The sequence below is a fragment of the Curtobacterium sp. Leaf154 genome (assembly GCF_001424595.1).
GTDB classification, from domain to species: domain Bacteria; phylum Actinomycetota; class Actinomycetes; order Actinomycetales; family Microbacteriaceae; genus Curtobacterium; species Curtobacterium poinsettiae.
This window is the reverse complement of sequence record NZ_LMOS01000003.1, coordinates 68,279-93,432: the sequence shown is the minus strand read 5'-3', so window position 1 is coordinate 93,432 and position 25,154 is coordinate 68,279. Positions and strand designations below refer to the sequence as shown.

The window sequence follows — 25,154 nt, the reverse complement described above, 5'->3', positions numbered from 1 at the left end:
CCGTGCGACCCGACCGTTCCTGCTCACGAAGCGTGCGTGACGGGGGTGGGGCGCGCCTCCTGGACGATCCGGCGCTCCGGGCTCCACGGGAACCGGCGGAAGTGCGGCATGAGCGGCTGGACCATCGGGCCGATCGCGAACGCCGCGATGACGGTGCCCGCACCGACGTCCCCGCCGAGCACCCACCCGACGATCACCACGGTCACCTCGACCAGGGTCCGCGCGAGCCAGATCGGCCAGCCGAGCCGCTGGTGCAGGCCGACCATCAGGCCATCCCGCGCCCCGGTGCCGAACCCCGCACCGATGTAGAACGCCGTCGCGATCGCGAGCAGCACGAGCCCCGCCGCGAACAGCCCGATCCGGGCGACGATCCCCGACGGCTCCGGCACGAGCCAGAGCACCAGGTCGGCACTCGGTCCGATCGCCAGGGCGTTCAGCAGCGTCCCGACGCCCGGCTTCTGGCGGAGCGGGATCCAGAGCAGCAGGATGACCCCGCTCGACACGACCGTGATGACGCCGAACGACCACGGGACGACGTTCTCGAGCCCCTGGGTCAGCACGGTCCACGAGCTCACACCGACCACCGCGCGGACCTGCAGTGCGGTCGAGGCGCCGTAGAGGAACAGCCCGACGAAGAGCTGGACGAATCGCAGGGTGAGGGCGGTGCGGCGGGGCATGGTCCCATCGTCGCGATGGATTGGCCTGCTGGTCGAGAGCCAATCGCGCTACCGTGGACCCGTGCCCCCGGTTCTCATCAGTGCTCGCGCCGCCGCCCACCTGCTGACCGACTGGCGCGCCGGCACCACCGCCCCCGCCTACGAGGCGCTCGCCGACGCCCTCCGGGTCCTGATCATCGACGGTCGGGTCGCCCAGGGGGTCCGGCTGCCGGCCGAGCGCGGACTGGCCGCAGCCCTCGGCGTCTCGCGCACCACCGTGGCGAACGCCTACGCCCGACTGCGCTCGGACGGGTTCCTGGTGTCCGTCCGTGGCTCCGGCAGCGTGGTCCACCTGCCCCGGGACCTGGTCGGCCGGCCCGACCCCGAACGCCTCGGCGGGGTCGTCGAGGGGGACGTGCTCGACCTCCGCAAGGCTGCCCTGCACGCGGCCCCCGGCATCGACGAGGCCGTCGAGCGAGCGGTCCGACACGTGCCGGCGGCGCTCGCCGGCATCGGCTACGACACCGTCGGCGACCCCGGCCTGCGGGCCGCGATCGCCGCCCGCTACACCGAGCGCGGGCTGCCCACCGATCCCGCCCAGGTCATCGTGACGATCGGCGCGCAGCACGCCATCGCGCTGCTCGCACGCGTGCTCGTCCGCCGCGGCGACGCCGTGCTCGTCGAGTCGCCGACCTACCCGCACGCGCACGAGGCCTTCCGCGAGGCCGGCGGCCGCCTGGTCGGCGTCCCCGTCGACGCGCGGACCGGGTGGGACGCCGCCGCGCTCGAGACGACGCTCCGCCGGACCGCGCCCTCGGTCGCGTACGTCATGCCCGAGCTCCACAACCCGACCGGTGCGACCATGTCCGCATCGACCCGCCAGCTCCTGCTGTCGACCGCGGCCTCGGTCGGCACGACCGTCATCGCCGACGAGACGATGGGGGAGCTCCGGATCGACGGTTCGCCGTCGCCGCCGTTGGCAGCGGCGGACCCGACGGGGGCGTCGGTCGTGATGATCGGTTCCGCCGCCAAGGTCTTCTGGGGTGGGCTGCGGATCGGCTGGATCCGCGCCGACCCGGCGCTCCTGCAGCGGCTGCTGCTCGCCCGCCCGACGGGCGACCTCGGCACCCCCGTGCTCGACCAGCTGGTCGTGCGCGAGCTGGTCCCGCGCACGGCTGCCGTCCTGGAGGCGCGGCGTGCGTCCCTGCGCGAAGGTCGCGACGCCGTCGTGGGCGCGCTCCGGGCGCGGCTGCCGGAGTGGGACGTCCCGGCACCGGCGGGCGGGTTGACGACGTGGGTGGGGCTCGGCAGACCCGTGTCGAGCGCGCTCGTGCTCGCCGCGCGGACCGAGGGTGTGGTGCTCGCCTCCGGCGGGGTGTTCGGGCCGGACGGCGGGTTCGAGCGGTTCCTGCGGGTGCCGTTCACGATGGCCCCGGCGGATCGGGGGCGGTTGGTGGAAGTGCTGTCGCGGTCGTGGGAACGGGTGGGCGGCGAGTCGACCGGGGTGCGGGGGTCGTTGGCGGCGGTGGTCTGAGAGGTGCGTCGTCCGGGGCTCGGCGTCGTCCGCCGAGGCTCGGGGCCGTCCGCCGAGGCTCGGCGTCATCCTCTGGGGTGAGGTCGGGTCGGGGGTTCTCGCTCCCCGGGGTGATGCGGCTTCAGCGGGGTCCGGCGAGGCTGGGTGCCATGAACGCGACCCTGTCCGCCGGAACCCGCTCCGCTGTGCCGACGTCGGTCGAGCCGCCCGCGGCGGTCCCCGCCGTGGTGCGGGTCACCATCGCGCTGAGCGGGGCGTTCCTGGCGGGGGTCCTGACCGCGTTCGGGCAGGCCGTGCCCGCACTCGCCTCGGTGTCGAACTCCGCCGGCCCCTGGTTCGTGGTTGCCGCGCTGCTGTGCCTGGTGGCCGGAGCCCGAGCGGGCCGGATCGCCCTGCCGCTGGCGACGGTGCTCGGCGTCGTGCTCCTCGAACTCATGCACGTCGGGTACTGGGCCACGACGGTACTGCGCGGGTTCCCGGACGTGTTGTCGATCACGAACCCGTGGGTGCTGCTCGGGGTCCCGGCCGGACTGCTGGCCGGAGCGGTCGCCGTGGCCGTGCGCTCCGATGACGCCCGGTGGCGGGCGGGGGCGTTCGGTGTGACCGCCGCGGTGCTCCTCGGCGAGGGCGTCCGCGGACTCCTGCAGGTCGCGGCGACGACCGGCCACGGCACGTGGATCGTCGAGATCGTGGTCGGGGTGGTGCTCCTCGGCATCGGGGTCGTCGGCGCGCGGTCGCCGGTCGGGCGCGTGGTGGGGCTGGGGGCCGGGGTGGTCGGCACCGTCGCGGTGCTCGGGGCGTACCTGTTGCTCGGCGGGTCCTGATCGTCCGGCGGGTCCCGATCCGTCGGCGGGTCCTGGCCCGGAACTGAACGTTCGTCGGTCGCTCCTGCGAGGATCGATGTCGTGCACCTCCTCTCGGTCTTCAGCCTGCGCAACCGGGCCCTCATCGCGCTCGTCACGATCGTCGTCGCGGTCTTCGGCGGCATCGCGCTCTCCAGCCTCAAGCAGGAGCTGATCCCGAGCGTCGAGTTCCCGCAGGTCGCGATCGTCAGCGCCTACCCCGGCGCCACGCCAGAGGTCGTGTCGAACGACGTCTCGACCAAGATCGAACAGGCGATCCAGGTCGTCCCGGACCTCGAGTCCACCAGTGCGACCTCGTCCACGGGGCAGAGCGTGGTGTCGGCGTCGTTCCAGTACGGCTCGAACCTGGCCAGCGCCGAGGACAAGATCCAGACCGCGGTGAACGCCCTGTCGCTGCCGGACTCGGTGCAGACGCAGATCGTCACGGGGTCCTTCGACGACCTGCCGGTGCTGCAGGTCGCGGTCTCGGCGTCCGGCAACCAGGAGCAGCTCGTCGACCGGCTGCAGGCCTCGGCGATCCCCGACCTCGAGAAGCTCGACGGGGTGCGACAGGCGGACGTCTTCGGCAACCCCGGCCGTCGTGTCGTCATCACGCCCGACCAGGACGAGCTCGCCGCGCGCGGCCTCAGCCAGACGGCCATCTCGGACGCGCTCGACGACAACGGCACCCTGATCCCCGGCGGAACCATCACCGAGGACGGCTCGACGCTGTCGGTGCAGACGGGCGAGCGGATCGCCTCGCTCAAGGACATCCGGGCCCTGCCACTGACCAGCTCGTCGAGCTCGTCGAGCTCGTCGGGTTCTTCCGGTTCTTCCGGTTCGGGCGCGGCCGGGGCAGGGGCCGCAGGTGCCGACGGCGCGGCGTCGTCCGGTGACGGCACGGCCGCGGGCGCGACGGGCACGGGGACGACGGGGACCGGCACGGATGCGACCGGTGCTGCGACGACGGGATCCGCGGCGACGGACACGTCGACGACCGCGGCCACCCCGACCGACACCACGTTGGGCGACGTCGCGAAGGTCGCCATCACGCAGTCCCCGCGCACCTCGATCAGTCGTGTGGACGGACAGCAGGCCCTGACGATCTCGATCACGAAGACGCAGGAAGCCAACACCGTCGACGTCTCGAACACCGTGCGTGCGGCCCTGCCCGGCATCGAGGACAAGATCGAGGGCGACCCCCGCTTCACCGTCGTCTTCGACCAGGCGCCCTACATCCAACAGTCCATCGACTCCCTGGCCGAGGAAGGCCTGCTCGGCCTGGCCTTCGCGGTGCTCGTCATCCTGGTGTTCCTGCTGTCCTGGCGCTCCACGCTCGTCACCGCGATCTCGATCCCGACGTCGGTGCTCCTCGCCGCGATCGGCATGCGCGCGGCCGGGTACACGCTCAACATCATCACGCTCGCCGCGCTCACGATCGCGATCGGCCGCGTGGTCGACGACTCCATCGTCGTCATCGAGAACATCAAGCGGCACATGCTCCCCGGCGTCGACCGCGGCCAGGCCGTGCGCGACGCCGTGCGCGAGGTCGCCGGTGCGGTCACCGCCTCGACCCTGACGACCGTCGCGGTGTTCCTGCCGGTGGCCTTCGTCGCCGAACTCGTCGGGGAGCTGTTCCGGCCGTTCGCCGTGACGGTCACCCTGGCACTCGTCGCCTCCCTGTTCGTCTCGCTCACGATCGTCCCGGTGCTCGCGTACTGGTGGCTCCGCCCGCCGAAGGCGAAGCCGGGCGACGCGCCGACGGCCGCGGACGCGGACGCGGACGCAGACGCAGGCGAAGGCGCAGACACAGCAGCGGCAGCAGCACCGTCGGCGGTTGATGCCGAGCGCGACCGCGACCGTTCGGAAGGCGCGCTCGCCTCCGCCGCGGACCTGCACGACGCCGGCCGGGTCGACCGCCTGCGCCGCGTCTACCTGCCGGTGCTCCGGTGGGTCGTCCGGAAGCCGGTCGTCGTCATCCTGCTCGCCGTGATCGTCCTCGGTGGCACGGCCGCCACGCTGCCGTTCGTCACCACGAACTACCTCGGCGACTCGGGCCAGAACACGTTCACGGTCACGCAGGACCTGAAGGCCGGTTCCAGCCTCGCCGTCCAGTCCGAGTCCGCGCGCAAGGTCGAGCGGGCGCTGCAGGACGTCGACGGCGTCGAGACCGTGCAGACCACCATCGGCACGAGCGGCCAGTCGATCCAGGCCGCGTTCGGCGGTGGCGGCAGCGCCTCGGTGCAGTACGCCGTGACGACCGACGCCGAGGCCGACCAGCCGACGATCCAGGCCGACGCCCGCAAGGCGATCGGGTCGATCAAGGACGTCGGCGAGGTCACCATCGCGTCCTCCGGCGGCGGGTTCGGCGGCAGCAGCGACATCGAGGTCGACGTCACCGCGCCGACCCAGTCGCAGCTCGAGACGGCATCGCGCCAGGTGCTGAAGACCATGCAGTCGGTGCCGGACACCACGGCCGCCACCAGCAACCTTTCCGCAGCGGAACCGTTCCTCGCCGTCCGGGTCGACCGTGCCAAGGCCGCGTCGCTCGGTGTCACCGAGACCCAGGTGGGCGGCCTCGTCGCCGCGGCGGTCTCACCGCGGGACACCGGCAGCATCGAGATCGACGACGCGACGCTCGACGTCTACATCGCCGACCCGGAGCCGCCGACCACCATCGCCGCGCTCCGTGCCCTCGACGTCCCGACGAGCACCGGCACCGTCCCGCTGTCCGACGTCGCCACGGTTGAGGAGTCCGAGGGCCCCACCACCGTCACCACGACGAACGCCGCCCGCACCGCCACGATCACCGTGACGCCGGACGCAACCAACCTGGGTGCGGCGGTGCAGTCCGTCACGACCGCGGTCGACGAACTCGACCTGCCGAAGGGTGCGACCGCCTCCATCGGTGGCGTCGCCGCCAGCCAGTCGTCGGCGTTCTCGCAGCTCGGGCTCGCGGTCCTGGTCGCCGTGCTGATCGTCTACGTGATCATGGTCGCGACGTTCCGGAGCCTGCTCCAGCCGCTGCTGCTGCTCGTGTCGGTGCCGTTCGCTGCGACGGGCGCGATCCTGCTGCAGATCGCATCCGGTGTCCCGATCGGCGTCGCGTCGCTCATCGGTCTGCTCATGCTCGTCGGCATCGTCGTGACGAACGCCATCGTGCTCATCGACCTCGTCAACCAGTACCGACGACGCGGGCTGCGGGTGCGTGAGGCCCTGATCGAGGGCGCGACACGACGCCTCCGTCCGATCCTCATGACGGCGATGGCGACGATCTTCGCGCTGCTGCCGATGGCGATCGGACTGACCGGCAAGTCCGGCTTCATCTCGCAGCCGCTGGCGCTGGTCGTGATCGGTGGTCTGGTGTCCTCGACACTGCTGACGCTCGTGGTGCTGCCGGCGCTGTACTTCGTGGTCGAGCGGGCCCGCGAACGCAACACGGACCGGATCGCCGCGGGAAAGACCCGGAAGCAGGCGCGTGCCGAGCGACGCCAGGAACGTGCGGAGCGTCGGGCGGAACGACAGCGGCGGCGAGCGGAGCGTTCCGGCAGCGCTGCCTAGCGGCGGTACTCGGCGTCGACCGCGGCGAGGGGCGAGACGACGACCGGCTCGGCTCGTTCCTCGCGCTCGACGCCCCGGAACCACGACACCAGCACCAGGGTCAGCGTCACGAGGAACACCACGGCGGCGCCCTGCGACACGACGGCCAGCTGCCCGGTGACCGAGGCGTAGCCGCCGAAGGCCACCGCGGTGACGAACGACAGCCCGAGCAGCAGCTCCGCGAACGTCTGCAGCGCAGGGCGGTCCCAGCGCGTCGCAGCGGCGCGGGCAGGGCGGGTCGAGGTGTCGGTCACCACCGAAGTCTGCGGCCGCGGGCTCCGCAGCGGCAGTCCCGACTCCGGGTGCCACCCACCCGGGGCACGCGGTCGGTCGTCCGGTCAGCCGAGCTGGGTCCGCAGGAAGGTGACCACCCGGCGGCTCATCGCCTCGTCGAGCTGCGCGATCGAGTGCGCCGTGCCCTCGACCGCCACGAACGTCACCGGGACGTCGTGGGATCGGAGTGTCGCGGCGAACTCCTGCGACTCCCACAACGGGATGAACTCGTCGGTGGAGTGCCCGATGAAGAACGGCGCTGTGTCCGAGGTGACGTGGAACTCCGGCGACGCCCGGGTGGCCGCCGGGCACCTGGCGTAGGACCGGCACCCCAGGTAGAGCAGCTGCTTGCGCTGGAAGGCCGCGGACACCCCGTCGGGCTCGGTGGACCGGGTGGTCAGGTTCGTGGGCCCGCTCAGGTCGACCACGGCGCGGATCCGGTCGCCGTCGGCGTACGCGGCGGAGTCGTGGTCGGTGACGGCGAGCATCGCGGCGAGGTTGCCGCCGGCGCTCCCACCGAACACGCCCACGCGCTGGGAGTCGACGTCGTAGGTCTCGAGCGTCGCCGGGCGGAACACGTAGTCGAGCGCACGTCGGACGTCGTCGAGCCCGGCAGGGAACGGATCCGTCGGCGCCAGCCGGTAGTCGACGTTGAACGTCACGAAGCCCTCGGACGCCAGGTACTTGCACACGGACCGGTACGCGGCCGTCGCCTTGTCGCCGTGCGACCAGCTGCCGCCGTGGATCATCAGGACCGCGGGGCGTCCGGTCGTGGCCTCGACCGCCTCCGGGTCGGCGGTGGCCGAGGCGGACGGTGTCGCGGTGGGGGTCGCCGTCGTCGCGGGCTCGCTGTCGGCCGGCAGACACACGTCGAGGCGCTGCAGCGGATCGGTGCCGTAGGGCACGTCTGCCACCACATCGATGCCGTGGTACTGGAGCGACAGCGGGTAGATGACGCTGTCCGCGGTGACGGTGGCGTTCTCGTCGCCGACCGGATCCGTGCTGCAGGACGCCATCGCGCCGAGCGCCACCACCGCGGCGACGAGCGCGAGCACTGAGCGGCGGCCGGACTTCATCACGTCCACGCTAGCCGCATCGGCGACCGCCCACGTCACCCCAACGGAGGAACCCGAGCGGACGACCCCCGAGCGGGCGACCCCCGGACTGCGCTCCCGGTGCAGACCGGCCGCACCGACGTCACCCGGCAGTGCGAGGATGAGCACGGCAGTCGCCGACCGGAGCACCGCAGGAGGACCCGTGAGCAGTCGCAAGGCCTGGAACGCCGATCCCGAACCGCTGCTGCGTGTCGAACCCGGGTTCCGCCTCGACCAGGTCGACCCCGACGGCACGCCGGGCTTCCCCGGTCGCAAGATCGACGGCCTCGAAGCGCTCGCCGCGGGCGCCTCGCGGCTCGCCGCCCTGCAGGAGCGCCTGTACGCGGCGTCGACCGCGGGGGACGAGCGCCGGGTGCTGCTCGTGCTGCAGGCGATGGACACCGCGGGCAAGGGTGGCATCGTCTCGCACGTCGTCGGCGCGGTCGACCCGAACGGCGTGCACTACGCCGGCTTCAAGGCCCCGACGGCCGAGGAACGCGAGCACGACTTCCTGTGGCGCATCGAGAAGCAGCTGCCGGCAGCCGGACAGCTCGGCGTGTTCGACCGCTCCCACTACGAGGACGTGCTCGCCCAGCGCGTCCGCGGCATCGCCGCGCCGGACGAGATCGAGCGGCGGTACGGCGCGATCACCGCCTTCGAGGACGGCCTCGCCGCCGCTGGCACGACCATCGTCAAGGTGATGCTGCACATCTCGAAGGACGAGCAGCGCGAGCGTCTCGGTGACCGGCTCGACCGTCCGGACAAGCACTGGAAGTTCAACCCGAGCGACATCGACGACCGTCTGCTCTGGGACCGCTACCAGCAGGCGTACCAGATCGCCCTCGATCGCACGTCGACCCCGCAGGCGCCCTGGTACGTCGTGCCGGCGAACCGCAAGTGGTACGCACGCCTCGCCGTGCAGCAGCTCCTGCTTCGGGCGCTGGAGGACATGCACCTGTCGTGGCCGAAGGCCGACTTCGACGTCGCCGAGCAGCGTCGTCGGCTCGCCGAGTCCTGACCCACCGGCTCAGGGATTGTGGGTGAGGAACAGCACCCACACCGCCGCGGGCTGCGCGAGCACGCAGCCACCGAGCACGATGCCCCGTCGCAGCGCGGTGCGGTGCAGGAGCGGCGCACCGAGCAGCGGGGCCGCCGGCAGCAGCAGCCGCGGCAAGCTCTGTTGGGGCAAGAACGTCGCGAACAGGGAGAGCAGGTACGAGGCCGAGCCGAGCAGCGGCACCGAGCCGATCCGGCGCGTCGAGCGCGACGACAGCCACCATCCCGTCGCGCCGACCGCGACGAGCACAGCGACCACACCGAGCGTGCCCGCGAACCGGTCGGCCTGCAGGAACCACGGTGTCAGTGGCGCGAAGTGGTGCACGTCGAGGTGGAGCTGCCACCACGCGAGTTCGGTCTGCAAGTAGGCGTCGGGAACCCCGGTGACGAGCGCCGCCACGACCGGCCACGCCAGGCCCGCCGCTGCCGTGACCAGGCCGGTGACGACGATCGCGACACGCTCCCGCACGGGCACCGCGTCGCGCTGCACGAGCCGGAGCACGGCGTGCAGCGCGAGCGCCAACGGGATCGCGAGCGCCCCGGGCCGGGTGAACGCGAGAACCGTGACGATCGGCAGGACCGTCCAGTAGTGCCGGCGCTGCATCGCGATGAGTGCGGCGAACGTGAGCAGCAGGCCGAGCGACTCGGCGTAGGCGATCTGCAAGACGAACGACACCGGCCCGAACGCGAAGAACACGCCCGACCACAGCGCGGTGGTCCGGCCGACGTGGGGACGCAGCAGGGACACGAGTGCGACGGACGCCGCGCCGCCGAACGCCGTCGCCAGCAGCACCGCGACGACCGCGGGGTCGGCGCCGGTCGTGCTGACCGCCCGCACGAGCGCCGGGAACACCGGGAGGAACGCCCACGCGTTCTGCTGGACGGCGCCGGTGTCGTCGACGGGCAGTGTGCTCGGGTAGCCCTGCCGCGCGATCTCGAGGAAGTACTGGCCGTCCCAGGCGGTCGAGCGTTCGAAGAACCCCTTCGGGTCGGCCGTGTCGCCGAACCCGACCGGATCGGTGAGCGCGAAGCCGACGGTGAGCGTGGCGGTCGTCACCACCCGCGCGAGTGCGTAGAGCGCGAGGGTGATGAGGCAGTCGGGCAGTGTGCGGGTCACCGTGCGCGCTCGCATTCTGGCCTCCGTCGTGGTGTTGCGTATACGTTGTGCTGATATCCAAGCCAACTCAGACACCAACGGGGTAATCCTTGACATTTCGCAGTGCCCGTGGAGGGACGCTCGTCGTCATCCCCACGTACGACGAGCGCGAGAACATCGAGTCGGTCGTCGCCCGCGTCCTCGCGGCACGTCCCGAGGTCGCCGTCCTGGTCGTCGACGACGGCAGCCCCGACGGCACCGGCGCGATCGCGGACGCCCTCGCCCGGGACGACGAGCGTGTGCACGTCCTGCACCGCACCGAGAAGGCCGGTCTCGGTGCCGCCTACCTGGCGGGGTTCGCCTGGGGGCTCGACCGCCACCACGACGTCCTGGTCGAGATGGACGCCGACGGCTCGCACCGGCCCGAAGAACTCGGCAGGCTGCTCGAACGCTGTGCGGCGGGCGCCGACCTGGTCATCGGCTCGCGCTGGGTGCGTGGTGGCTCGGTCGTGAACTGGCCGTGGCACCGGATCGCCCTGTCGCGCGGCGGCTCCTTCTACAGTCGGATCGCGCTCGGTGTCCGGGTCCGCGACCTCACCGGGGGCTACCGCGCGATCCGTTCGGACCTCCTCCGTTCGCTCGTCGCCGAGGACATCGCCTCGGCCGGCTACTGCTTCCAGGTCGACCTCGCCCGACGTGCGGTCCGGGCCGGTGCCGTCGTCGCCGAGGTCCCCATCACCTTCGTGGAGCGCGAGCGGGGCGAGTCGAAGATGAGCGGTGGGATCGTGGTCGAGGCGCTCGTCCGCGTCACCGGGTGGGGGCTGCAGCGGCTGTTCCGGCTGGGCTCGCCGTGACGCGTCGTGTCCGGTGCGGCCAGGAGGCACGGATCACCCCGCCCGACCGGCCTGCGTTCGCATCGGGGCTGGCGTCAGGGCAGCGGCTCGCGTAGACTCGATCGGTCGGCCTTCGACGTCGTGACATTGTGATCACGGAAATTCTGCTGGGTGTGTGTTGCTCGAGGGCTGGAATCACGTCGACTCGCGACGGGATGAACCCCCTCTCCGCAAGCAGCCCCCGCCGATGTCGCTGTCGGGCGCTGCGGTACGTTGCGCACCCGAGAAAGTAGCCATGGCCCCGTACAACAAGGGCGGCGCGGACAACCGCGCCTCCGACCGCGTCCGCCACCCGAACGGCACCCCCGCCGCCCGCAGCAGCAAGCACCGGGGGTTCCGCGCCGCCGACTCGTCGCAGCCGCGTCAGAAGCAGCGCTGGGACGCCGAGGAGCGTCGCGGTCGCGCGTCGCAGGGCGAGCGTCCGGCCCGTCCGAACTGGGAGCCGCGAGACAGCGGCGGCCAGCGGAGCCCCGATCGCGACGACCGTGGTGGTCGCGGCTACAACCGTGATGCTCCCTACTCGCCCGGCCGTCCCGACGCTCCGCAAGCTCCGCGTCGCGCCGGAACCGGCTCGCAGGGGCCCAGTGCCCCGCGGCGCTTCGATCGTGACGACCGCACGCCCCGTCGCGACAACGACGACCGCCCGCGTCGCTCGTTCGACCGTGACGACCGTGCACCGCGCAGCTTCAACCGTGACGACCGCGCGCCGCGTCGTGACAACGACGACCGCCCGCGTCGCTCGTTCGATCGCGATGATCGCGCCCCGCGTCGCGACAACGACGACCGTCCCCGTCGCTTCGACCGTGACGAGCGTGCCCCGCGTCGTTTCGACCGTGACGAGCGTGCCCCGCGTCGTGACAACGACGACCGCCCGCGTCGCTCGTTCGATCGCGATGATCGCGCCCCGCGTCGTGACAACGACGACCGTCCCCGTCGCTTCGACCGTGACGAGCGTGCCCCGCGTCGTTTCGACCGTGACGATCGCGCCCCGCGTCGTGACAACGACGACCGCCCGCGTCGTTCGTTCGACCGTGACGAGCGTGCCCCGCGCAGCTTCAACCGCGATGACCGTGCGCCCCGTCGTGACAACGACGACCGCCCGCGTCGTTCGTTCGACCGCGACGACCGCACCCCGCGCCGCTCGTTCGACGAGCCCGAGCGTGGCAAGTTCGTGCCGGCCGACGACGTCAAGCTCGAGAAGCTCCAGGCCGAGGCCACCATCGCGTCCGACGTCGAGGGCGTGACCTTCGGCGACCTCGGCATCGGCGGCAACATCTCCCGGGCCCTGCAGGAGCTCGGCGCCTCGAGCCCGTTCCCGATCCAGGCGGCGACGATCCCCGACGTGCTCGCCGGCAAGGACGTCCTCGGCCGAGGCCGGACCGGTTCCGGCAAGACCATCGCCTTCGGTGCGCCGCTGGTCGAGAAGCTCATGGAGCACGGCGGCGGCACGAAGCGCAAGATGGGCCGCGCCCCGCGTGCGCTCATCCTCGCGCCGACCCGTGAGCTCGCCCTGCAGATCGACCGCACGGTGCAGCCGATCGCCCGCTCGGTCGGCCTGTTCACGACGCAGATCTACGGCGGCGTCCCCTACGGCCGCCAGGAGGGCGCGCTCGAGCGCGGCGTCGACATCATCGTCGGCACCCCCGGCCGTGTGCAGGACCTCATGAACAAGGGGAAGCTCGACCTCAGCGAGGTCATCATCTCCGTGCTCGACGAGGCCGACCACATGTGCGACCTCGGGTTCCTCGAGCCGGTGCAGGAGATCCTCGCAGCCACGGCCGAGGTCACCCCGCAGGGCAACCGCGCACAGAAGCTGCTGTTCAGCGCGACGCTCGACACCCAGGTCGCAGCGCTCGTCGAGCAGTTCCTGCACGAGCCGAGCGTGCACGAGGTCGCGGGTGAGGACCAGGCGTCCTCGACCATCGACCACCGTGTCCTCGTGGTCGAGCAGCGCGAGAAGGACCGTCTGCTCGAGGAACTGGTCGCCGGCGACGGCAAGACCATCGTCTTCGCCCGGACGCGTGCCTACGCCGAGCGTCTGGCCGACCAGTTCGAGGACGCCGGCATCCGCGCGACCTCGCTCCACGGTGACCTGAACCAGTCGCGCCGCACGCGCAACCTGCAGCTGCTCACCAGCGGCCGCGTCAACGTGCTCGTCGCCACCGACGTCGCCGCCCGCGGCATCCACGTCGACGACGTCTCGCTCGTCGTGCAGGCGGACGCCCCGGACGACTACAAGGCGTACATGCACCGTTCCGGCCGCACGGGTCGTGCCGGCAAGGAGGGCACGGTCGTCACGATCGTCCCGCGTGGCCGCATCCGCAAGATCGAGGGCATCCTCGAGCGCGCCGAGATCGAGGCGGACCTGGTGCAGGCCGCACCCGGTGACGGCATCGTGTCGGAGCTCGCCGCGCGCTAGTCGCGACCACACGACGGACGGGAGGCCCGGTACCAGCTGGTACCGGGCCTCCCGTCCGTTACGCGGTGCGACCGACGACCCCGCCGGGTCCGGTCCGCGGCTCGGCCGCGACGTCAGCTGGCGCACGGGTCATCCTCTCGGAGGACAGGGAGCCGCCGCGCTCATGCCGCCGACTGATGACACGGGCGAGCAGGACCGATGCAATGATCACGTGACACCCGCAGCGCTCGTCGGACGACTCCGCCGGTTCCCCGTCTCCGTCTCCGTGGCCGCAGCGACGGCCGTGCTCCTGGTGAGCGCGCGGATCGCTCACGCCGAACCCGACTTCCCGCACCACCCGCCCGTGGCGTGCCTCGCCGTGGTCCTCGTGGTGTTGACGACGGTGCTCGCCGAACGGTCCCTCGGATCCATCCGCACGGTGGTGATCGGCGTGGTGGCGCCGGCGCTCGGCGTCCTCGGAACCCTGCTCACCGTCAGCATCGGGTCAGCGCTCGGCGAGGCGCACGCCGAACTCGCGGTCGGACAGCCGCTCTTCGCCCCGTCGATCGTCGCCGCCGCGTTGCTCGGTGCCGCGTCGGCAGCGATGCCCGCGCAGCACCGGTGGCGCACGCGAGCCGCGCTCTGGACGGTCGTCCTCACGCTCGTGCTCTTCGCCGGCCACGGGTCGGACCTCGCCCGTGCCCTGGCGACCCTGCTCGGCACCGCAGCCGGTTCGTTCGTGGTGCGCCGGGCCTCCGGTCCGGACGCGCCGACCGCGCGTGACACGGTCAGCGCACGCACCTGCGTGGTCGCGACGCTCATCGCGCTCGGCGCGGGCACCCTGGTGACCCCTGTCGTGCCGGACCCGGACGGTGTGCTCTCGGTGTTCGCCGACGCCATGAGCGACCGTGCGGTCGTCATCGTCGGGCTGCTCCTGCTGGTGTCCGCCTGGCTCGTGCAGCGTGGCCGGCGCACGGGCATCGTGCTCGCCGTCGGCGTGCTCGTGACGCTGACCGCCGTCCTCGCCGACGTGTTCCTCATCGAACCGATGACCGACGACGCCGTGCAGTGGCGCGGACTCGGGCTGGACGCGATCGAGTGGCAGGTCACGCTGCTCGGCGCGTGGCTCGTGCCGGCGATGGTGCTGCTGACGGTCCTGGCGCTCCGCGGCCGTCTCGTCCGCTCGCGGTTCCGTGCCGCCACCAACGGCCGCGGTGCCCTGGTCGACATGCTGCGCGTCGGCGATGCCGGATCCCTCGGCCACATGGGCACCTGGCGCGGCAACGCCACCTGGACGCACCCGGACGGGCGTGGGGCCGTGGCGTACCGGGTCCGTGGGGACGTGGCACTCACCGTGTCGGACCCGGCGTGCAGCGCGGCGGACCGCGCTGAGGTCGTGTCCGCGTTCACGGCCTTCTGCGACCGGAACGGCTGGGTGCCAGCGTTCACGAGCGTGCACGAACCGGTGCGGCAGATCCTCGCCGCCGAGGGGTGGACCGCGCTGCCCGTGGGGGTCGAGTCGGTGCTCGACGTCGCCACGTTCGACCTGCGCGGCAAGAAGCGGCAGGACCTCCGGACGGCCTCGAACCGGGCCGACCGTGAGGGGGTCCGCGACGAGTGGACGACCTTCGACGCGCTCGCCGACGCACAGCGTGCCGAGGTCGAGGCGATCTGCACACGGTGGGCGACCGACCGGAGGCTGCCGGAGATGGGGTTCACCCTCGGCGGCTTCCACGAGCTCGACGACCCCGACGTCCGACTCATGCTGGCGGTGACGGCCGACGGGCACGTCAGCGCGGTCACGAGCTGGCTGCCCGTGTACGAGCACGGCGGACTGGCCGGCTACACGCTCGACGTCATGCGCCGTGGCGAGGACGGCATGCCGGGGGTCATGGAGTTCCTCATCGCCCGGACCGCGATCCGGGCACGCGACGCGGGCCTGCGGATGATCAGCCTCTCCGGCACCCCGCTCGCACCCCACGACGGCGCACGGTCCCTCGTGTCCCTCGGATCGGTCCTCGTCGCCCGACTCCTCGAGCCGGTGTACGGGTTCCGGTCGCTCCAGCGCTTCAAGGAGAAGTTCGGCGCTCGGCACGAGGCGCTCTGGATCGTGGTCCCGACGCCGCTGCACGTGCCGCGGGTCGCACGTGCCCTGGCCGGCGCCTACGTCCCAGGCCTCCGGCCGAAGCACCTCTGGGCACTGCGCCAGGCACACCGCTCGACCGTCCGCGAGCCCGCTCCCGCGCGGGCGGTGTCGAAGCGGTGAGCCCGGCCGACCGGTTGCTCGCCACCCAGCTGCAGGCTCCGACGCTGCTCGTCCCGCTGGACGTGGCGTTCGCACTGCTCGGCGTCGTCGTCCTGCTCCCCGCGGTCGGCGGCTGGCGATCCCGTGTCGCGTGGCGTCGGGCCGGAGTCCGGGCGGGCGTCGCCGCGGCCGCGGCCGTCGTGGTGCTCATCGTCTGCTGGGTCCTCAGCGACCTGGTGAACCTGTTCGGGGTCGCGATGAGTCCCGTGACGCGGCTGTGGTTCGTCGTGGCCGCCGCTGCGCTGGCCTCGGTCGTCGTCGGCCTGGTGCAGGGCGGCCGCTGGCGTCGGGCCCTCGCCGTCCTGCTGCTCCCGACCGCACTGCTGTCGTCCGCCCTCGGCGTGAACGTCGAGTTCGCGATGTACCCGACGCTCCGCACCGTCGTGCAGACGGACCCCTTCCCGGAGCTCGACCTCGCCGCTGCCCCAGCCGCCACGATGCCCACGACCGGCGAGGTCCGCACCGTCGAGATCCCCGGGGAGCGATCGGGGTTCCCCGCTCGACCCGCCGTCGTCTACCTCCCGCCCGCCGCCCTGGTCAGGGATCCGTCGCCCCTGCCCGTCGTCCTCGCCTTCTCCGGCCAACCGGGCGCTCCGAGCGACCTGTTCACCGCGGGCCGGATGGGCAGCGCACTCGACGGCTACGCCGCAGCCCACCACGGCCGCGCGCCGATCGTCGTCTCCGTCGACCAGCTCTCCTCGCCCGGCCTGAACACGATGTGCGTCGACTCGGACCTCGGGAACGCAGCGACCTACGTCACCGAGGACGTGCCGCGGTGGCTGACGGCGCACCTCCCGGTGACCCCGGACCGCCGTGCGTGGGGCCTCACCGGCTTCTCGCAGGGGGCGACGTGCGCGATGCAGTTCGCCACCGTGCACCCCGACCGGTTCGGGGCCGTGCTCGCGGTCTCCAGCGAGTTGCAGCCCATCGACCGGAACCCGCAGCACAGCGCCGACCGGGCGTTCGGCGGGTCGGTCAGCGCGTGGAAGGCCGCCGGTCCGATCGCGCAGATGCGGGCGGACGACCTGCACGGGCGCGCGTTCTGGTTCACCGCGGGGTCGGCGGACGGGGCGTTCAGCCGCAACGCCCGCGTCCTCGCCGACGCTGCACGGGCAGCGGGCGCGGACACCAGCGTCGGGTTCGCCCCGGGGAGCGGGCACGACTGGAACACCGTGCAGTGGTCGTTCCGGACGGACCTGCCCCACCTGGCAGACGTGCTCTCCACAGCGCTCCACTGACGTCGGCACGGGATCCGTGCCGGGTGACGGTCGTGCCCGGACCCGGTACCGGGCAGGTGCGACCGCTCTGCACGAGCGGTCCTACTCGCCGGGTGCGGCAGGGGTGGGCGGGGCCGAGCGGTTGGTGATGAGGACGTCGATGACGACGAACGCGAGCAGGGTGACACCGAGCGCGGGCAGGAACGCGCCGATGACGATCGCGCCGACCGCGACGAGCCCGGACCCCCACCACGGCGCCCGGTTCAGGGCACCCGCGGCCGGGGCGTTCCCGACGCGCTTCCCGGTGGGGCGGCGCTGCCACCACATCACGTAGCCGAAGACGACCATCGCGGCGATCCCGAGCGCCGTGACGAACAGCAGGATCTGGTTCGGCAACCCCCACATCGTGCCCATGTGCGTGTCGATGCCCCACCGGGTGAGTTTGGCGGGGAGGGAGAAGGTGTCGAAGTTCGTCTCGGACACCACGCTCATGTTCCGCGGGTCGATCGCGACGGAGTTCACCGCGGTGGGGTAGGACCGCTTGATCTCCGCGACCGTCCACGCCTGATCCGCCGTCGCCGGCGGGGTGATCTGCAGTTCGGACGCGTGGATGTTCGCAGCCTTCGCAGCGGCCAGGACTCGATCGAACAGCACCGGGGTGACGGCTGCCGGTCCCGCATCGGTCGATGCGGCGGAGCCGCCGTGGTGGGCGGCGTGCTCACCGCCACCAGCCGCCGTGCCGGTGTCGGAGAGGGAGGTGGTCAGTGCGGGTGTGCCCCAGCTGAGAGCGGAGCGGAGCTGGTCGACGTTGCCACCGCCGTACTGTGACCAGGTGATGCCCGTCGCCGACAGGAACAACGCGCCCAGGAGCAGCCACACCCCGGTGGAGGCATGCCAGGAGAAGACCCGCCGGTAGCCGCGGACACCACGTGCGGGGCGGACCATGTCGCGCTTGGCGCGCGTCTTCCGGATCCGGATCACCCACAGGCCGAGACCGGCGAGGGCGACGACGCCGAGCCACGACGCCGCGGTCTCGCTGTAGAGGCGGCCGACGTCGCCGAGGAACAGCGACCGGTGGAACGTGTCCACCCAGGTGCGGAACGGCAACGCCCCGGAGGTGCCGTACACCAGGAGGTCACCGCGGACCTCGGCGGTGCCGGGATCGACGAACACCGCACGGTCCTGCGAGTCCATCAGCCCAGCCTCGGCGTACATTACCCGCGTCGTGGCACCCGGCGCAGGTGCCGGGCGGACGGCGGCGAGGGTGTCTTCGGGGTGGTGCCGTTGGATGTAGGCCTGCGCGGCGTCGATCTGGTCTGCCAGCGGCTTCGCGGCAGCGGTCGAGGGTGCGGTGAGCTCGTGTCGGTAGATGCCCTGCTCGATCGTCGGACCGAGCGCGTACACGGCGCCGGAGAGCGCGGCGATGAGGATGAACGGTCCGACGAACAGCCCGGCAGAGAAGTGCAGGCGCAGCAACAACGGTCCGAACCAGCCCCGCTGTGGGTTCCGGCGCGGCTGCGCCGTCGACGGCGCGGACGCGGGCGCAGTGGTGTCCCGATCGGCGGTTGCGGTCATGGTGCGGTGTTCCTCAGCTCGTGGGGATGGACGCGAGTGCCATCCCGGCACTCATCAGCAGCAAGAGCACGCCGTCGAGGCGTGCGAGGGGGTGTTGGCGGACACGCGCTGACGCGATCAGCCGCACCAGCATCCAGACGGTCGCGATCGCGAACACGACGACGAGGACCCACGAGACCGGTGTCCATCCCGACCAGGAGGTGTGCATGCTGTGGCCGCTGCCGGTCATGTCCATCTCCGGCATCGACATCGAAGCCCCGCCGGCCATGGGCAGCATCATCACGCCCATGAGGGTCATCGCCGCCATCATCACCACGTGGTAGCCCAGCACCAGTCGCCCGGAACCGCCGGGTCCGTGGTGCTCGTGGCTGCCGTACCGGCTGCTGCCGAGCGTGAGGACGAGGTAGAACGACGTCGCGAGGCCGAACACGAGGATCTGCAGCGTCGGCGGCGCGAGGGTCATCCCCCAGGCCCACGGCATCGCCAGCATCGCGACGCTCATCAGCACGTGGAAGACGTCACTGACCCGTGCGACACCGCTGCTGCCGGGGCGGAAGGCGAAGCCGAGGTACCCGACTGCCGTCACGGCGAACAGCACCGTGAGGAGGACGGACAGCGGCAGGCTGTGTGACACGAGGGGTGGACCTTTCATCGCGGCGGGTGGCGGCGCCACTCTACAAGTTGTAGAAGCCAGTTTCTACTGTATGTAGAATCGGCGCATGGTCGATGAGTTCGGGTCGCGCGCATGAGTCCGCGTCGTGCGCACGGATCCCTCGAGTCGGGTGTGCTGCAGCTGCTCTGGGCGCAGGATGCGGCGCACACCGGCCGGCAGGTGCACGATGCGCTCGCAGCAGAGGTCGGCCCGCTGGCCTCCACGACGGTGTTGACCGTCCTCGCCAGGCTGGAGCGGAAGGGGCTCGTCGAGCGGGACCCGGCATCGAAGGCCTACCGGGCGACGAAGGCGGACCCTGCCGAGACCGCTGATTCGATGACGGAGGTGCTCGGTCGATCGAGTGATCGCACCGCGGTCCTGCAGCGCTTCACCGGTTCGCTCGGTGCGGATGACCTGGACGCGCTGCGTGCCGCCCTCGGCGGAGCCGGCATCGACCGCACCGGCTCGTGACGGGAGGATCGGTGCCGTGATCGCCGTCCTCGGCCTCGTGGCCCTCGCGGTTGTCGTCACCGTGCTGGCTCCGAGCATCCTCACTCGTGGCACCTGGTGGCTGCACCGTCCGCAGGTCGCGCTCCACCTCTGGCTCGGAGCGTTGACGGTCGCCGCGAGCTCGCTGCTGCTGAGCGTGGGGATCGCGTCGGTCGTCGTCGCAACGAATGCGCACGCGCACGGGATCGGCGCTCCCGCCGCCGGCCTCTTCGCCTGGTGCGGGCTCGGCGTCGCCGGTGGTGTCGCCGCGCTCCTCGCCGCGAACGCAGAACCGATCTCGGCCGCGAAGCGCCGCACCGACGTCGCGGTGACGCTGCTCGTCGCCCGTTCCACCGTGCGGACCGAGCACATCGGCGGGCACGAGATCGCGTACCTGCACACGTCGGATCCGATCGCCTGCTCCACCGCTGACGGGCGCGTGCTGATCTCGACCGGAGTCGAGAACGCGATGCCCCCTGCCTGTGTCCGCGCCGTCGTCGAGCACGAACGTGCGCACGTGCTCGGCCGGCATGACCTCATCGGCCGCGTCGCTGCGCTGAACGCTGCCGCGTTCCCACGACTCCGGACTGCCCGGGAGTTCCGTCGAACGGTCGCGCTGCTGATCGAACTCGTCGCAGACGACACCGCCGCCCGCATCTGCGGACCTGCGACCGTCTGCAATGCACTGACGCTGATGAACCGGATCGACCCGAGCCCGGGCCTCGAGCTCCGCGCCGCACGTCTCGCCGCTTCGCCGGTGAAGAGCTGGCCGCACCGCCGCCACCCGGCCCCGGTCCTGCAATCCCGCTGACCTCGACTCGCATCCCGTTCTACGTTTTGTAGAATGGGCGCATGGAGCGTTTCGAGTACCACGTCGTCGGGATGACCTGCGAGCACTGCGAACGCCGCGTCACCGGCGAACTCGAAGCGATCGCCGGCGTCGAGCTCGTCACTGCGGACGCCGCGACCGGTCTCGTCGTCGTCACCGCACCGGCCCGGCCGGATGCGGCAGCGATCGCCGAAGCCGTCGACGAGGCAGGCTACGAGCTCGCCGGTGCCTGACACCCAGGCCGCTGCCACCCCGGCCACGCGCAACCGGCCGACGACCGTGCCCGCCGTGGGGCGGTCGGGTGTGCTCAGGCGCGCATCGCCGTGGGTGGGCGCCGTCATCGCGGTCGTCATCGTCGTGGTCGCGGTCGCGATGCTCGGTCCTTCCTCGTACGACCGGCTGAGCCGCGGCTACCCGGGCATGCTCACCTCGATGCTCAGCGCCGTGCTCCGCCTCACCGCCGACGTCACCGGCGGCCTCACGACCGGCGGCCTTGCCGCTGCCGTGTTCCTCACGCCGCGCCGGTCACGCACGGTCATCGACAACCACCGCGACCTCGCGATCGTCCGCACCGCCGCCACCGTCTGGCTGGTCGCCGCGGTGCTGCTGGTCCCCGTCGACGCCGCAGACGCGAGCGGGCAGCCGGTGACGAAGCTCCTGACACCGGGCGCGATCGGCTACCTCGTGCAGGCCAGCTACCTCCCCGGCGCGTGGATCGTCGTCGCCTGCATCGCGGTCGCGATCCTCGTCGCTGCGTACCTCGTCCGCAGCTGGGTCAGCACCCTGCTCCTGACCGGCATCGGCGTCATCGGGCTCCTCGCCCCCGTGCTGGTGACGCAGGTGCTCGTCGGCCCGAACCACGACTTCGGTGGGGACGCCGCCATGTTCGCCGCCCCCGCGCTCGGCATCTGGACCGGCGCCACGGCTGCCGGTGCCCGCCGGTGGCGAGTGAGCCGTCCCGGCACCGCCACCATCCGCAGACACCGCATCCTCGCCCTCACCGGCTGGATCACCTGGACGGTCGGGTCGATCATCATCGCCGCCGTCGAACTCGCCGGCACGCCGCCGTGGGAAGCGCCCACCGGCGTGCTCTTCGCCGCTCAGCTGCTCCTCGTCGCCGCGGTGGCCGGACCGATCCTCCTCCGCAGGAGCTGGTTCGCCACCCCGACCGCCCCGGCCGTGCTCCTGGCGGTGCTCCTGGTCGCGGCCGCGATCGGCGTCGTCATGACGCGGATCCCACCGCCGGTGTACTTCGTCCCCACCGACGGACAGCAGCTCTTCCTCGGGTACCAGGTCGACACACCCCTCACCCCGATCACCCTGTGGACCGCCGGCCGGGTGAACATCCTCTTCCTCGTCATCGCGATCGCCGGGATCGCCACGTACGCGGCCGCCGTCATCCGACTCCGGAAGCGCGGAGACCTCTGGTCGAACGGCCGAACCAGCGCCTGGATGCTCGGCTGGGCATCCGTCATCATCACCACCTCGTCCGGGGTCGGCCCGTACTCGTCGGCGTCGTTCGCCGTGCACATGGGCCTGCACATGAGCTTGAACATGCTCGGCCCGCTGCTGCTCGTCCTCGGCGGACCCATCACCCTGTTCCTCCGCGCCACGACCGCGCACCGTCGCGATGCCTTCGCCGGCCCCCACGAGTGGCTCGTCGCGGTGACCCACTCGAAGCTGCTGCGGGTCACGTACAACCCCGTGTACGTCCTGGCGGTGTTCGTGGGCTCGTACTACTGCATCTACCTCACCCCGTTCTTCGACTGGGCGATGCGGTACCACTGGGCGCACCAGGCGATGACCCTGCACTACCTCGCCATCGGGTACGTCTTCTACGCCCTCATCATCGGCGTCGACGCACCGCCCCGTCCGTTGCCGCACATCGGCAAGCTCGGCCTCGTCCTCGCAGCGATGCCCTTCCACGCGTTCTTCGGCGTCGTCGTGATGACCAGCGACACCCTGCTCGCCGGCACGTACTTCCAGTACCTCGACATCCCGTGGATCGGCAGTCTCGCCCACGACCAGTACGTCGCCGGTGGCGTCGCCTGGGCCGCCGGTGAGCTGCCGCTGATCGTCGTGGTGATCGCCCTCGTCACCCAGTGGGCCAAGCAGGACGCTCGACAGGCCAAGCGCATCGACCGGCACGCCGACCGGGGCCTCGACGACGACCACGAGCAGTACAACGCCATGCTCAGCAAGCTCACCACCCGCGACACCACCGCACCTGCACAGCGGACCGATCCGACACGGTCCACCGGGCCCGGCTCGACGAACGAGCACGAGCGCGCCGACGACCGTCCGGCGCTGACCGTCACCGACCACCGGGAGCAGCCGTGACCACCACCACCCCGTCCCGAACCGACCAGCGAGCCGAGCAGCGGCTCGAACTCGACATCGGCGGGATGACCTGCTCCGCCTGCGCCAACGCGGTCGAACGCAAGCTCGGCAAGCTCGACGGCGTCACTGCGTCCGTGAACTTCGCCACCGAACGCGCCACGGTCGCCGGTCTGGGGATCGCCGATGCCGCGACCGCGATCGCGCAGGTCGAGCGCGCCGGCTACACCGCCGCCGTCCACACCCCGGGCGATGACGCCTGGTCCGCCCGCGCCGCGGAGACCCGCACCACGACGCTCCGCCGCCGCCTCGCCGTCGCGGCACTGCTGGCGATCCCGCTGTGCGACATCACGATCATCCTGGCGCTCGTCCCTGCGTGGCGGTTCCCCGGCTGGCAGGCGCTCTGCGTCCTCCTCGCCGTCCCGATCGTCACCTGGGCTGCGTGGCCGTTCCACAGGGCCACCCTCCGGGGACTGCGGCACCGCAGCACCAGCATGGACACCCTCGTCTCGCTCGGCGTCGTCGTGTCCTTCGGATGGGCGCTCTGGACGCTCCTCGTCGACCCCGCCACCACTCCCGGGTACTGGCTCGGATTCGGGAGGACCCCCGCCGGCGCGGACTCGATCTACCTCGACGTCGCCGCCGGCATGGTCACGTTCCAGCTCGCCGGCCGCTACTTCGAGAGCCGCAGCCGCCGACGTGCCGCCGATGTCCTCGAAGCCATCGGTGACCTCGGCGTCACCGAGGCGCAGGTCGTCACCGACGGCACCGAGTGCACTGTTCCGCTGAGTGCCGTGCGGGTCGGGAACCTCGTCGTCGTCCGCCCCGGCGGCCGCATCCCCGTCGACGGCACCGTCACCGACGGCGCCGCGACGCTCGAAGTGTCCGCGATGACCGGCGAGTCCGTCCCGGTCGAGGCAACGGCCGGGAGCACGGTCATCGGCGGCACCCTCGTCCAGGGTGGTCGGCTCGTCATCCGCGCCGACGCCGTCGGCACCCGCACCCGCCTGGCCCAGATGGCCGCCGTCGCCGACGACGCCCAACGCCGCAAGGCCGCGGTGCAGCGCACCGTCGACCGGGTCACCAGCGTGTTCGTACCCGTCGTGATCGGCATCGCGATCCTCGTCGCCGCCGGCTGGCTCGTCAGCGGCGCGGCTCCTGGCACCGCGATCGCGAACGGTGTCGCCGTCCTCATCATCGCCTGCCCCTGCGCGCTCGGCCTGGCGACGCCGACCGCGCTCATGGTCGGCGTCGGACGCGGGGGCCAGCTCGGCATTCTCATCAAGGGCCCCAGTGCCCTCGAGGCGAGCGGTCGCATCGACACCGTCGTCTTCGACAAGACCGGCACCCTCACCACCGGCCGGATGACCCTCACCGCCGTCGACACCTTCACCACCGACGCCGATACGGCCCTCGCCCTCGCCGGCGCCCTCGAAGCAGCGTCAGAGCACCCCATCGGGGCGGCGATCACCGCCGCAGCCAGCAGCCGGTTCGGCACCCTGGAGCCGGTCGCGGACTTCACCGCGCACGCCGGACTGGGAGCAGCTGGGACCGTCGGTGACCGCGCCTGCGTCATCGGCCGGTCCGAGCTGCTCGAAGCCGCGGGGGTGCGGGTCGGCGACCGGGTCGCCGCGGTCGTCGCGGACCGCGAAGCGTCCGGCGCCACCGTGGTGCTCGTCGCCGTCGACGGCGACGTGGCCGCAGTGCTCACCGTCCTGGACGCGCTCCGTCCCGGCGCGATCGAGGCCGTCGCGCAGCTGCGCGCCCTCGGCCTCCGCACCGTCCTCCTGTCCGGGGACTCCGAGACGACGGCGTCCGCTGTCGGTGGTGAGGTCGGCATCGACGAGGTCATCGCCCGCGTCCTGCCCGACGAGAAAGCCGAACGCATCGCCCAGCTGCAGGCGGCCGGGCACCACGTCGCCATGGTGGGCGACGGCGTCAACGACTCCGCCGCCCTCGCCACCGCAACCCTCGGCGTCGCCGTCGTCGAGGGCACGGACATCGCCCTGAAGGCCGCCGACGTCATCATCGTCCGCGAGGATCTCCGCGCCGTCGTCGACGCAGTGCAGCTCTCCCGCGCGACCCTCCGGACCATCCGCATCAACCTCGTGTGGGCGTTCGGTTACAACATCGCCGCGATCCCGCTCGCCGCGGCCGGGCTGCTCAACCCGCTCATCGCCGCCGCCGCGATGGCGCTGTCCTCGACGCTCGTCGTCTCGAACAGTCTCCGGCTGCGGTCGTACGGGCGGACGTAGTCCGCCCTCGGCGGAAGTGGTGGGGCCGGCGGGTTTCGCTCCGTGCGCCACCA

At 72.0% G+C, this 25,154-nt stretch carries 19 protein-coding genes; 13 read left to right on the top strand and 6 right to left on the bottom strand.

What is annotated here, in order from left to right; genetic code table 11:
* Positions 1–23: 23 nt before the first annotated feature.
* The gene (locus tag ASF75_RS05125; protein ID WP_042539079.1) at positions 24–677 is read right to left on the bottom strand and encodes a YczE/YyaS/YitT family protein; all 654 of its coding nucleotides are present in this window, start codon (positions 675–677) and stop codon (positions 24–26) included.
* Between the two features lie 61 nt (positions 678–738).
* Between ASF75_RS05125 and ASF75_RS05120 the strand changes: the two genes are divergently transcribed.
* The 3 genes from ASF75_RS05120 (at position 739) to ASF75_RS17970 (ending at position 6,593) form a co-directional block, all read left to right on the top strand.
* Positions 739–2,190, top strand: a complete 1,452-nt coding sequence (locus ASF75_RS05120; protein ID WP_235517534.1) for a PLP-dependent aminotransferase family protein — start codon at positions 739–741, stop codon at positions 2,188–2,190.
* Positions 2,191–2,339: 149 nt separating this feature from the next.
* A complete protein-coding gene (locus ASF75_RS05115; protein WP_056069349.1) occupies positions 2,340–3,014 on the top strand; it encodes a DUF6518 family protein in 675 nt (224 codons plus the stop codon).
* A gap of 81 nt (positions 3,015–3,095) precedes the next feature.
* Positions 3,096–6,593, top strand: coding sequence for an efflux RND transporter permease subunit (locus ASF75_RS17970; RefSeq protein ID WP_017886237.1), 3,498 nt, complete (start codon positions 3,096–3,098; stop codon positions 6,591–6,593).
* On the opposite strand, the gene ASF75_RS05105 is transcribed toward ASF75_RS17970, so the two are convergent.
* Positions 6,590–6,886 carry a hypothetical protein gene (locus ASF75_RS05105; protein WP_042539069.1) on the bottom strand — a complete coding sequence of 99 codons (297 nt, stop codon included), beginning with the start codon at positions 6,884–6,886 and terminating at the stop codon, positions 6,590–6,592. The genes ASF75_RS17970 and ASF75_RS05105 overlap by 4 nt on opposite strands.
* Before the next feature lie 84 nt (positions 6,887–6,970).
* Positions 6,971–7,981 carry an alpha/beta hydrolase gene (locus ASF75_RS17270; RefSeq protein WP_156463789.1) on the bottom strand — a complete coding sequence of 337 codons (1,011 nt, stop codon included), beginning with the start codon at positions 7,979–7,981 and terminating at the stop codon, positions 6,971–6,973.
* 181 nt (positions 7,982–8,162) lie between these two features.
* Here ASF75_RS17270 and ASF75_RS05095 point away from each other — a divergent pair, with 181 nt between their 5' ends.
* Positions 8,163–9,017: a PPK2 family polyphosphate kinase gene (locus tag ASF75_RS05095; RefSeq protein WP_017886234.1), complete on the top strand. Its 855-nt coding sequence runs from the start codon at positions 8,163–8,165 to the stop codon at positions 9,015–9,017.
* A gap of 9 nt (positions 9,018–9,026) precedes the next feature.
* On the opposite strand, the gene ASF75_RS05090 is transcribed toward ASF75_RS05095, so the two are convergent.
* Entirely contained in the window at positions 9,027–10,187 is a 1,161-nt protein-coding gene (locus ASF75_RS05090; RefSeq protein WP_056069336.1) for a mannosyltransferase family protein, read from the bottom strand.
* A 74-nt stretch (positions 10,188–10,261) separates the two neighbouring features.
* Here ASF75_RS05090 and ASF75_RS05085 point away from each other — a divergent pair, with 74 nt between their 5' ends.
* From ASF75_RS05085 to ASF75_RS05070, 4 genes are all read left to right on the top strand, one after another.
* Complete coding sequence (locus tag ASF75_RS05085) at positions 10,262–11,005, top strand: polyprenol monophosphomannose synthase (protein ID WP_056069333.1); 744 nt, start codon at positions 10,262–10,264, stop codon at positions 11,003–11,005.
* A gap of 274 nt (positions 11,006–11,279) precedes the next feature.
* On the top strand, positions 11,280–13,463 hold the full coding sequence (locus ASF75_RS05080; RefSeq protein ID WP_056069330.1) for a DEAD/DEAH box helicase: 2,184 nt from the start codon (positions 11,280–11,282) through the stop codon (positions 13,461–13,463).
* Positions 13,464–13,674: 211 nt separating this feature from the next.
* Positions 13,675–15,708 (top strand): bifunctional lysylphosphatidylglycerol flippase/synthetase MprF, encoded by a 2,034-nt coding sequence (locus ASF75_RS05075; RefSeq protein WP_056069327.1) that lies wholly within the window; start codon positions 13,675–13,677, stop codon positions 15,706–15,708.
* The gene (locus ASF75_RS05070; protein WP_056069323.1) at positions 15,705–16,985 is read left to right on the top strand and encodes an alpha/beta hydrolase; all 1,281 of its coding nucleotides are present in this window, start codon (positions 15,705–15,707) and stop codon (positions 16,983–16,985) included. The genes ASF75_RS05075 and ASF75_RS05070 overlap by 4 nt, the downstream gene beginning before the upstream one ends.
* Before the next feature lie 81 nt (positions 16,986–17,066).
* On the opposite strand, the gene ASF75_RS05065 is transcribed toward ASF75_RS05070, so the two are convergent.
* Positions 17,067–18,539, bottom strand: a complete 1,473-nt coding sequence (locus ASF75_RS05065; protein ID WP_056069321.1) for a PepSY-associated TM helix domain-containing protein — start codon at positions 18,537–18,539, stop codon at positions 17,067–17,069.
* A gap of 13 nt (positions 18,540–18,552) precedes the next feature.
* The gene (locus ASF75_RS05060; RefSeq protein WP_056069318.1) at positions 18,553–19,173 is read right to left on the bottom strand and encodes a DUF5134 domain-containing protein; all 621 of its coding nucleotides are present in this window, start codon (positions 19,171–19,173) and stop codon (positions 18,553–18,555) included.
* Positions 19,174–19,284: 111 nt separating this feature from the next.
* Between ASF75_RS05060 and ASF75_RS05055 the strand changes: the two genes are divergently transcribed.
* The 5 genes from ASF75_RS05055 to ASF75_RS05035 are packed head-to-tail and all read left to right on the top strand — an operon-like array spanning position 19,285 to position 25,101.
* Complete coding sequence (locus ASF75_RS05055) at positions 19,285–19,662, top strand: BlaI/MecI/CopY family transcriptional regulator (RefSeq protein ID WP_056069316.1); 378 nt, start codon at positions 19,285–19,287, stop codon at positions 19,660–19,662.
* A 16-nt stretch (positions 19,663–19,678) separates the two neighbouring features.
* On the top strand, positions 19,679–20,491 hold the full coding sequence (locus ASF75_RS05050; protein ID WP_017886225.1) for a M56 family metallopeptidase: 813 nt from the start codon (positions 19,679–19,681) through the stop codon (positions 20,489–20,491).
* Positions 20,492–20,532: 41 nt separating this feature from the next.
* The gene (locus tag ASF75_RS05045; RefSeq protein WP_017886224.1) at positions 20,533–20,742 is read left to right on the top strand and encodes a heavy-metal-associated domain-containing protein; all 210 of its coding nucleotides are present in this window, start codon (positions 20,533–20,535) and stop codon (positions 20,740–20,742) included.
* Positions 20,735–22,849, top strand: a complete 2,115-nt coding sequence (locus ASF75_RS05040; protein WP_056069309.1) for a cytochrome c oxidase assembly protein — start codon at positions 20,735–20,737, stop codon at positions 22,847–22,849. Before ASF75_RS05045 ends, ASF75_RS05040 begins: the two co-directional genes overlap by 8 nt.
* Positions 22,846–25,101: a heavy metal translocating P-type ATPase gene (locus tag ASF75_RS05035; protein ID WP_056069307.1), complete on the top strand. Its 2,256-nt coding sequence runs from the start codon at positions 22,846–22,848 to the stop codon at positions 25,099–25,101. The genes ASF75_RS05040 and ASF75_RS05035 overlap by 4 nt, the downstream gene beginning before the upstream one ends.
* Positions 25,102–25,154: the final 53 nt, after the last annotated feature.

Excerpts from the sequence above, each read along its gene's own strand:
- ASF75_RS05125 (WP_042539079.1), bottom strand. The coding sequence starts at position 677 with ATGCCCCGCCGCACCGCCCTCACCCTGCGATTCGTCCAGCTCTTCGTC.
- ASF75_RS05115 (WP_056069349.1), top strand. The coding sequence starts at position 2,340 with ATGAACGCGACCCTGTCCGCCGGAACCCGCTCCGCTGTGCCGACGTCG.
- ASF75_RS17270 (WP_156463789.1), bottom strand. The coding sequence starts at position 7,981 with ATGAAGTCCGGCCGCCGCTCAGTGCTCGCGCTCGTCGCCGCGGTGGTG.
- ASF75_RS05090 (WP_056069336.1), bottom strand. The coding sequence starts at position 10,187 with ATGCGAGCGCGCACGGTGACCCGCACACTGCCCGACTGCCTCATCACC.
- ASF75_RS05080 (WP_056069330.1), top strand. The coding sequence starts at position 11,280 with ATGGCCCCGTACAACAAGGGCGGCGCGGACAACCGCGCCTCCGACCGC.
- ASF75_RS05065 (WP_056069321.1), bottom strand. The coding sequence starts at position 18,539 with ATGACCGCAACCGCCGATCGGGACACCACTGCGCCCGCGTCCGCGCCG.
- ASF75_RS05055 (WP_056069316.1), top strand. The coding sequence starts at position 19,285 with ATGAGTCCGCGTCGTGCGCACGGATCCCTCGAGTCGGGTGTGCTGCAG.
- ASF75_RS05045 (WP_017886224.1), top strand. The coding sequence starts at position 20,533 with ATGGAGCGTTTCGAGTACCACGTCGTCGGGATGACCTGCGAGCACTGC.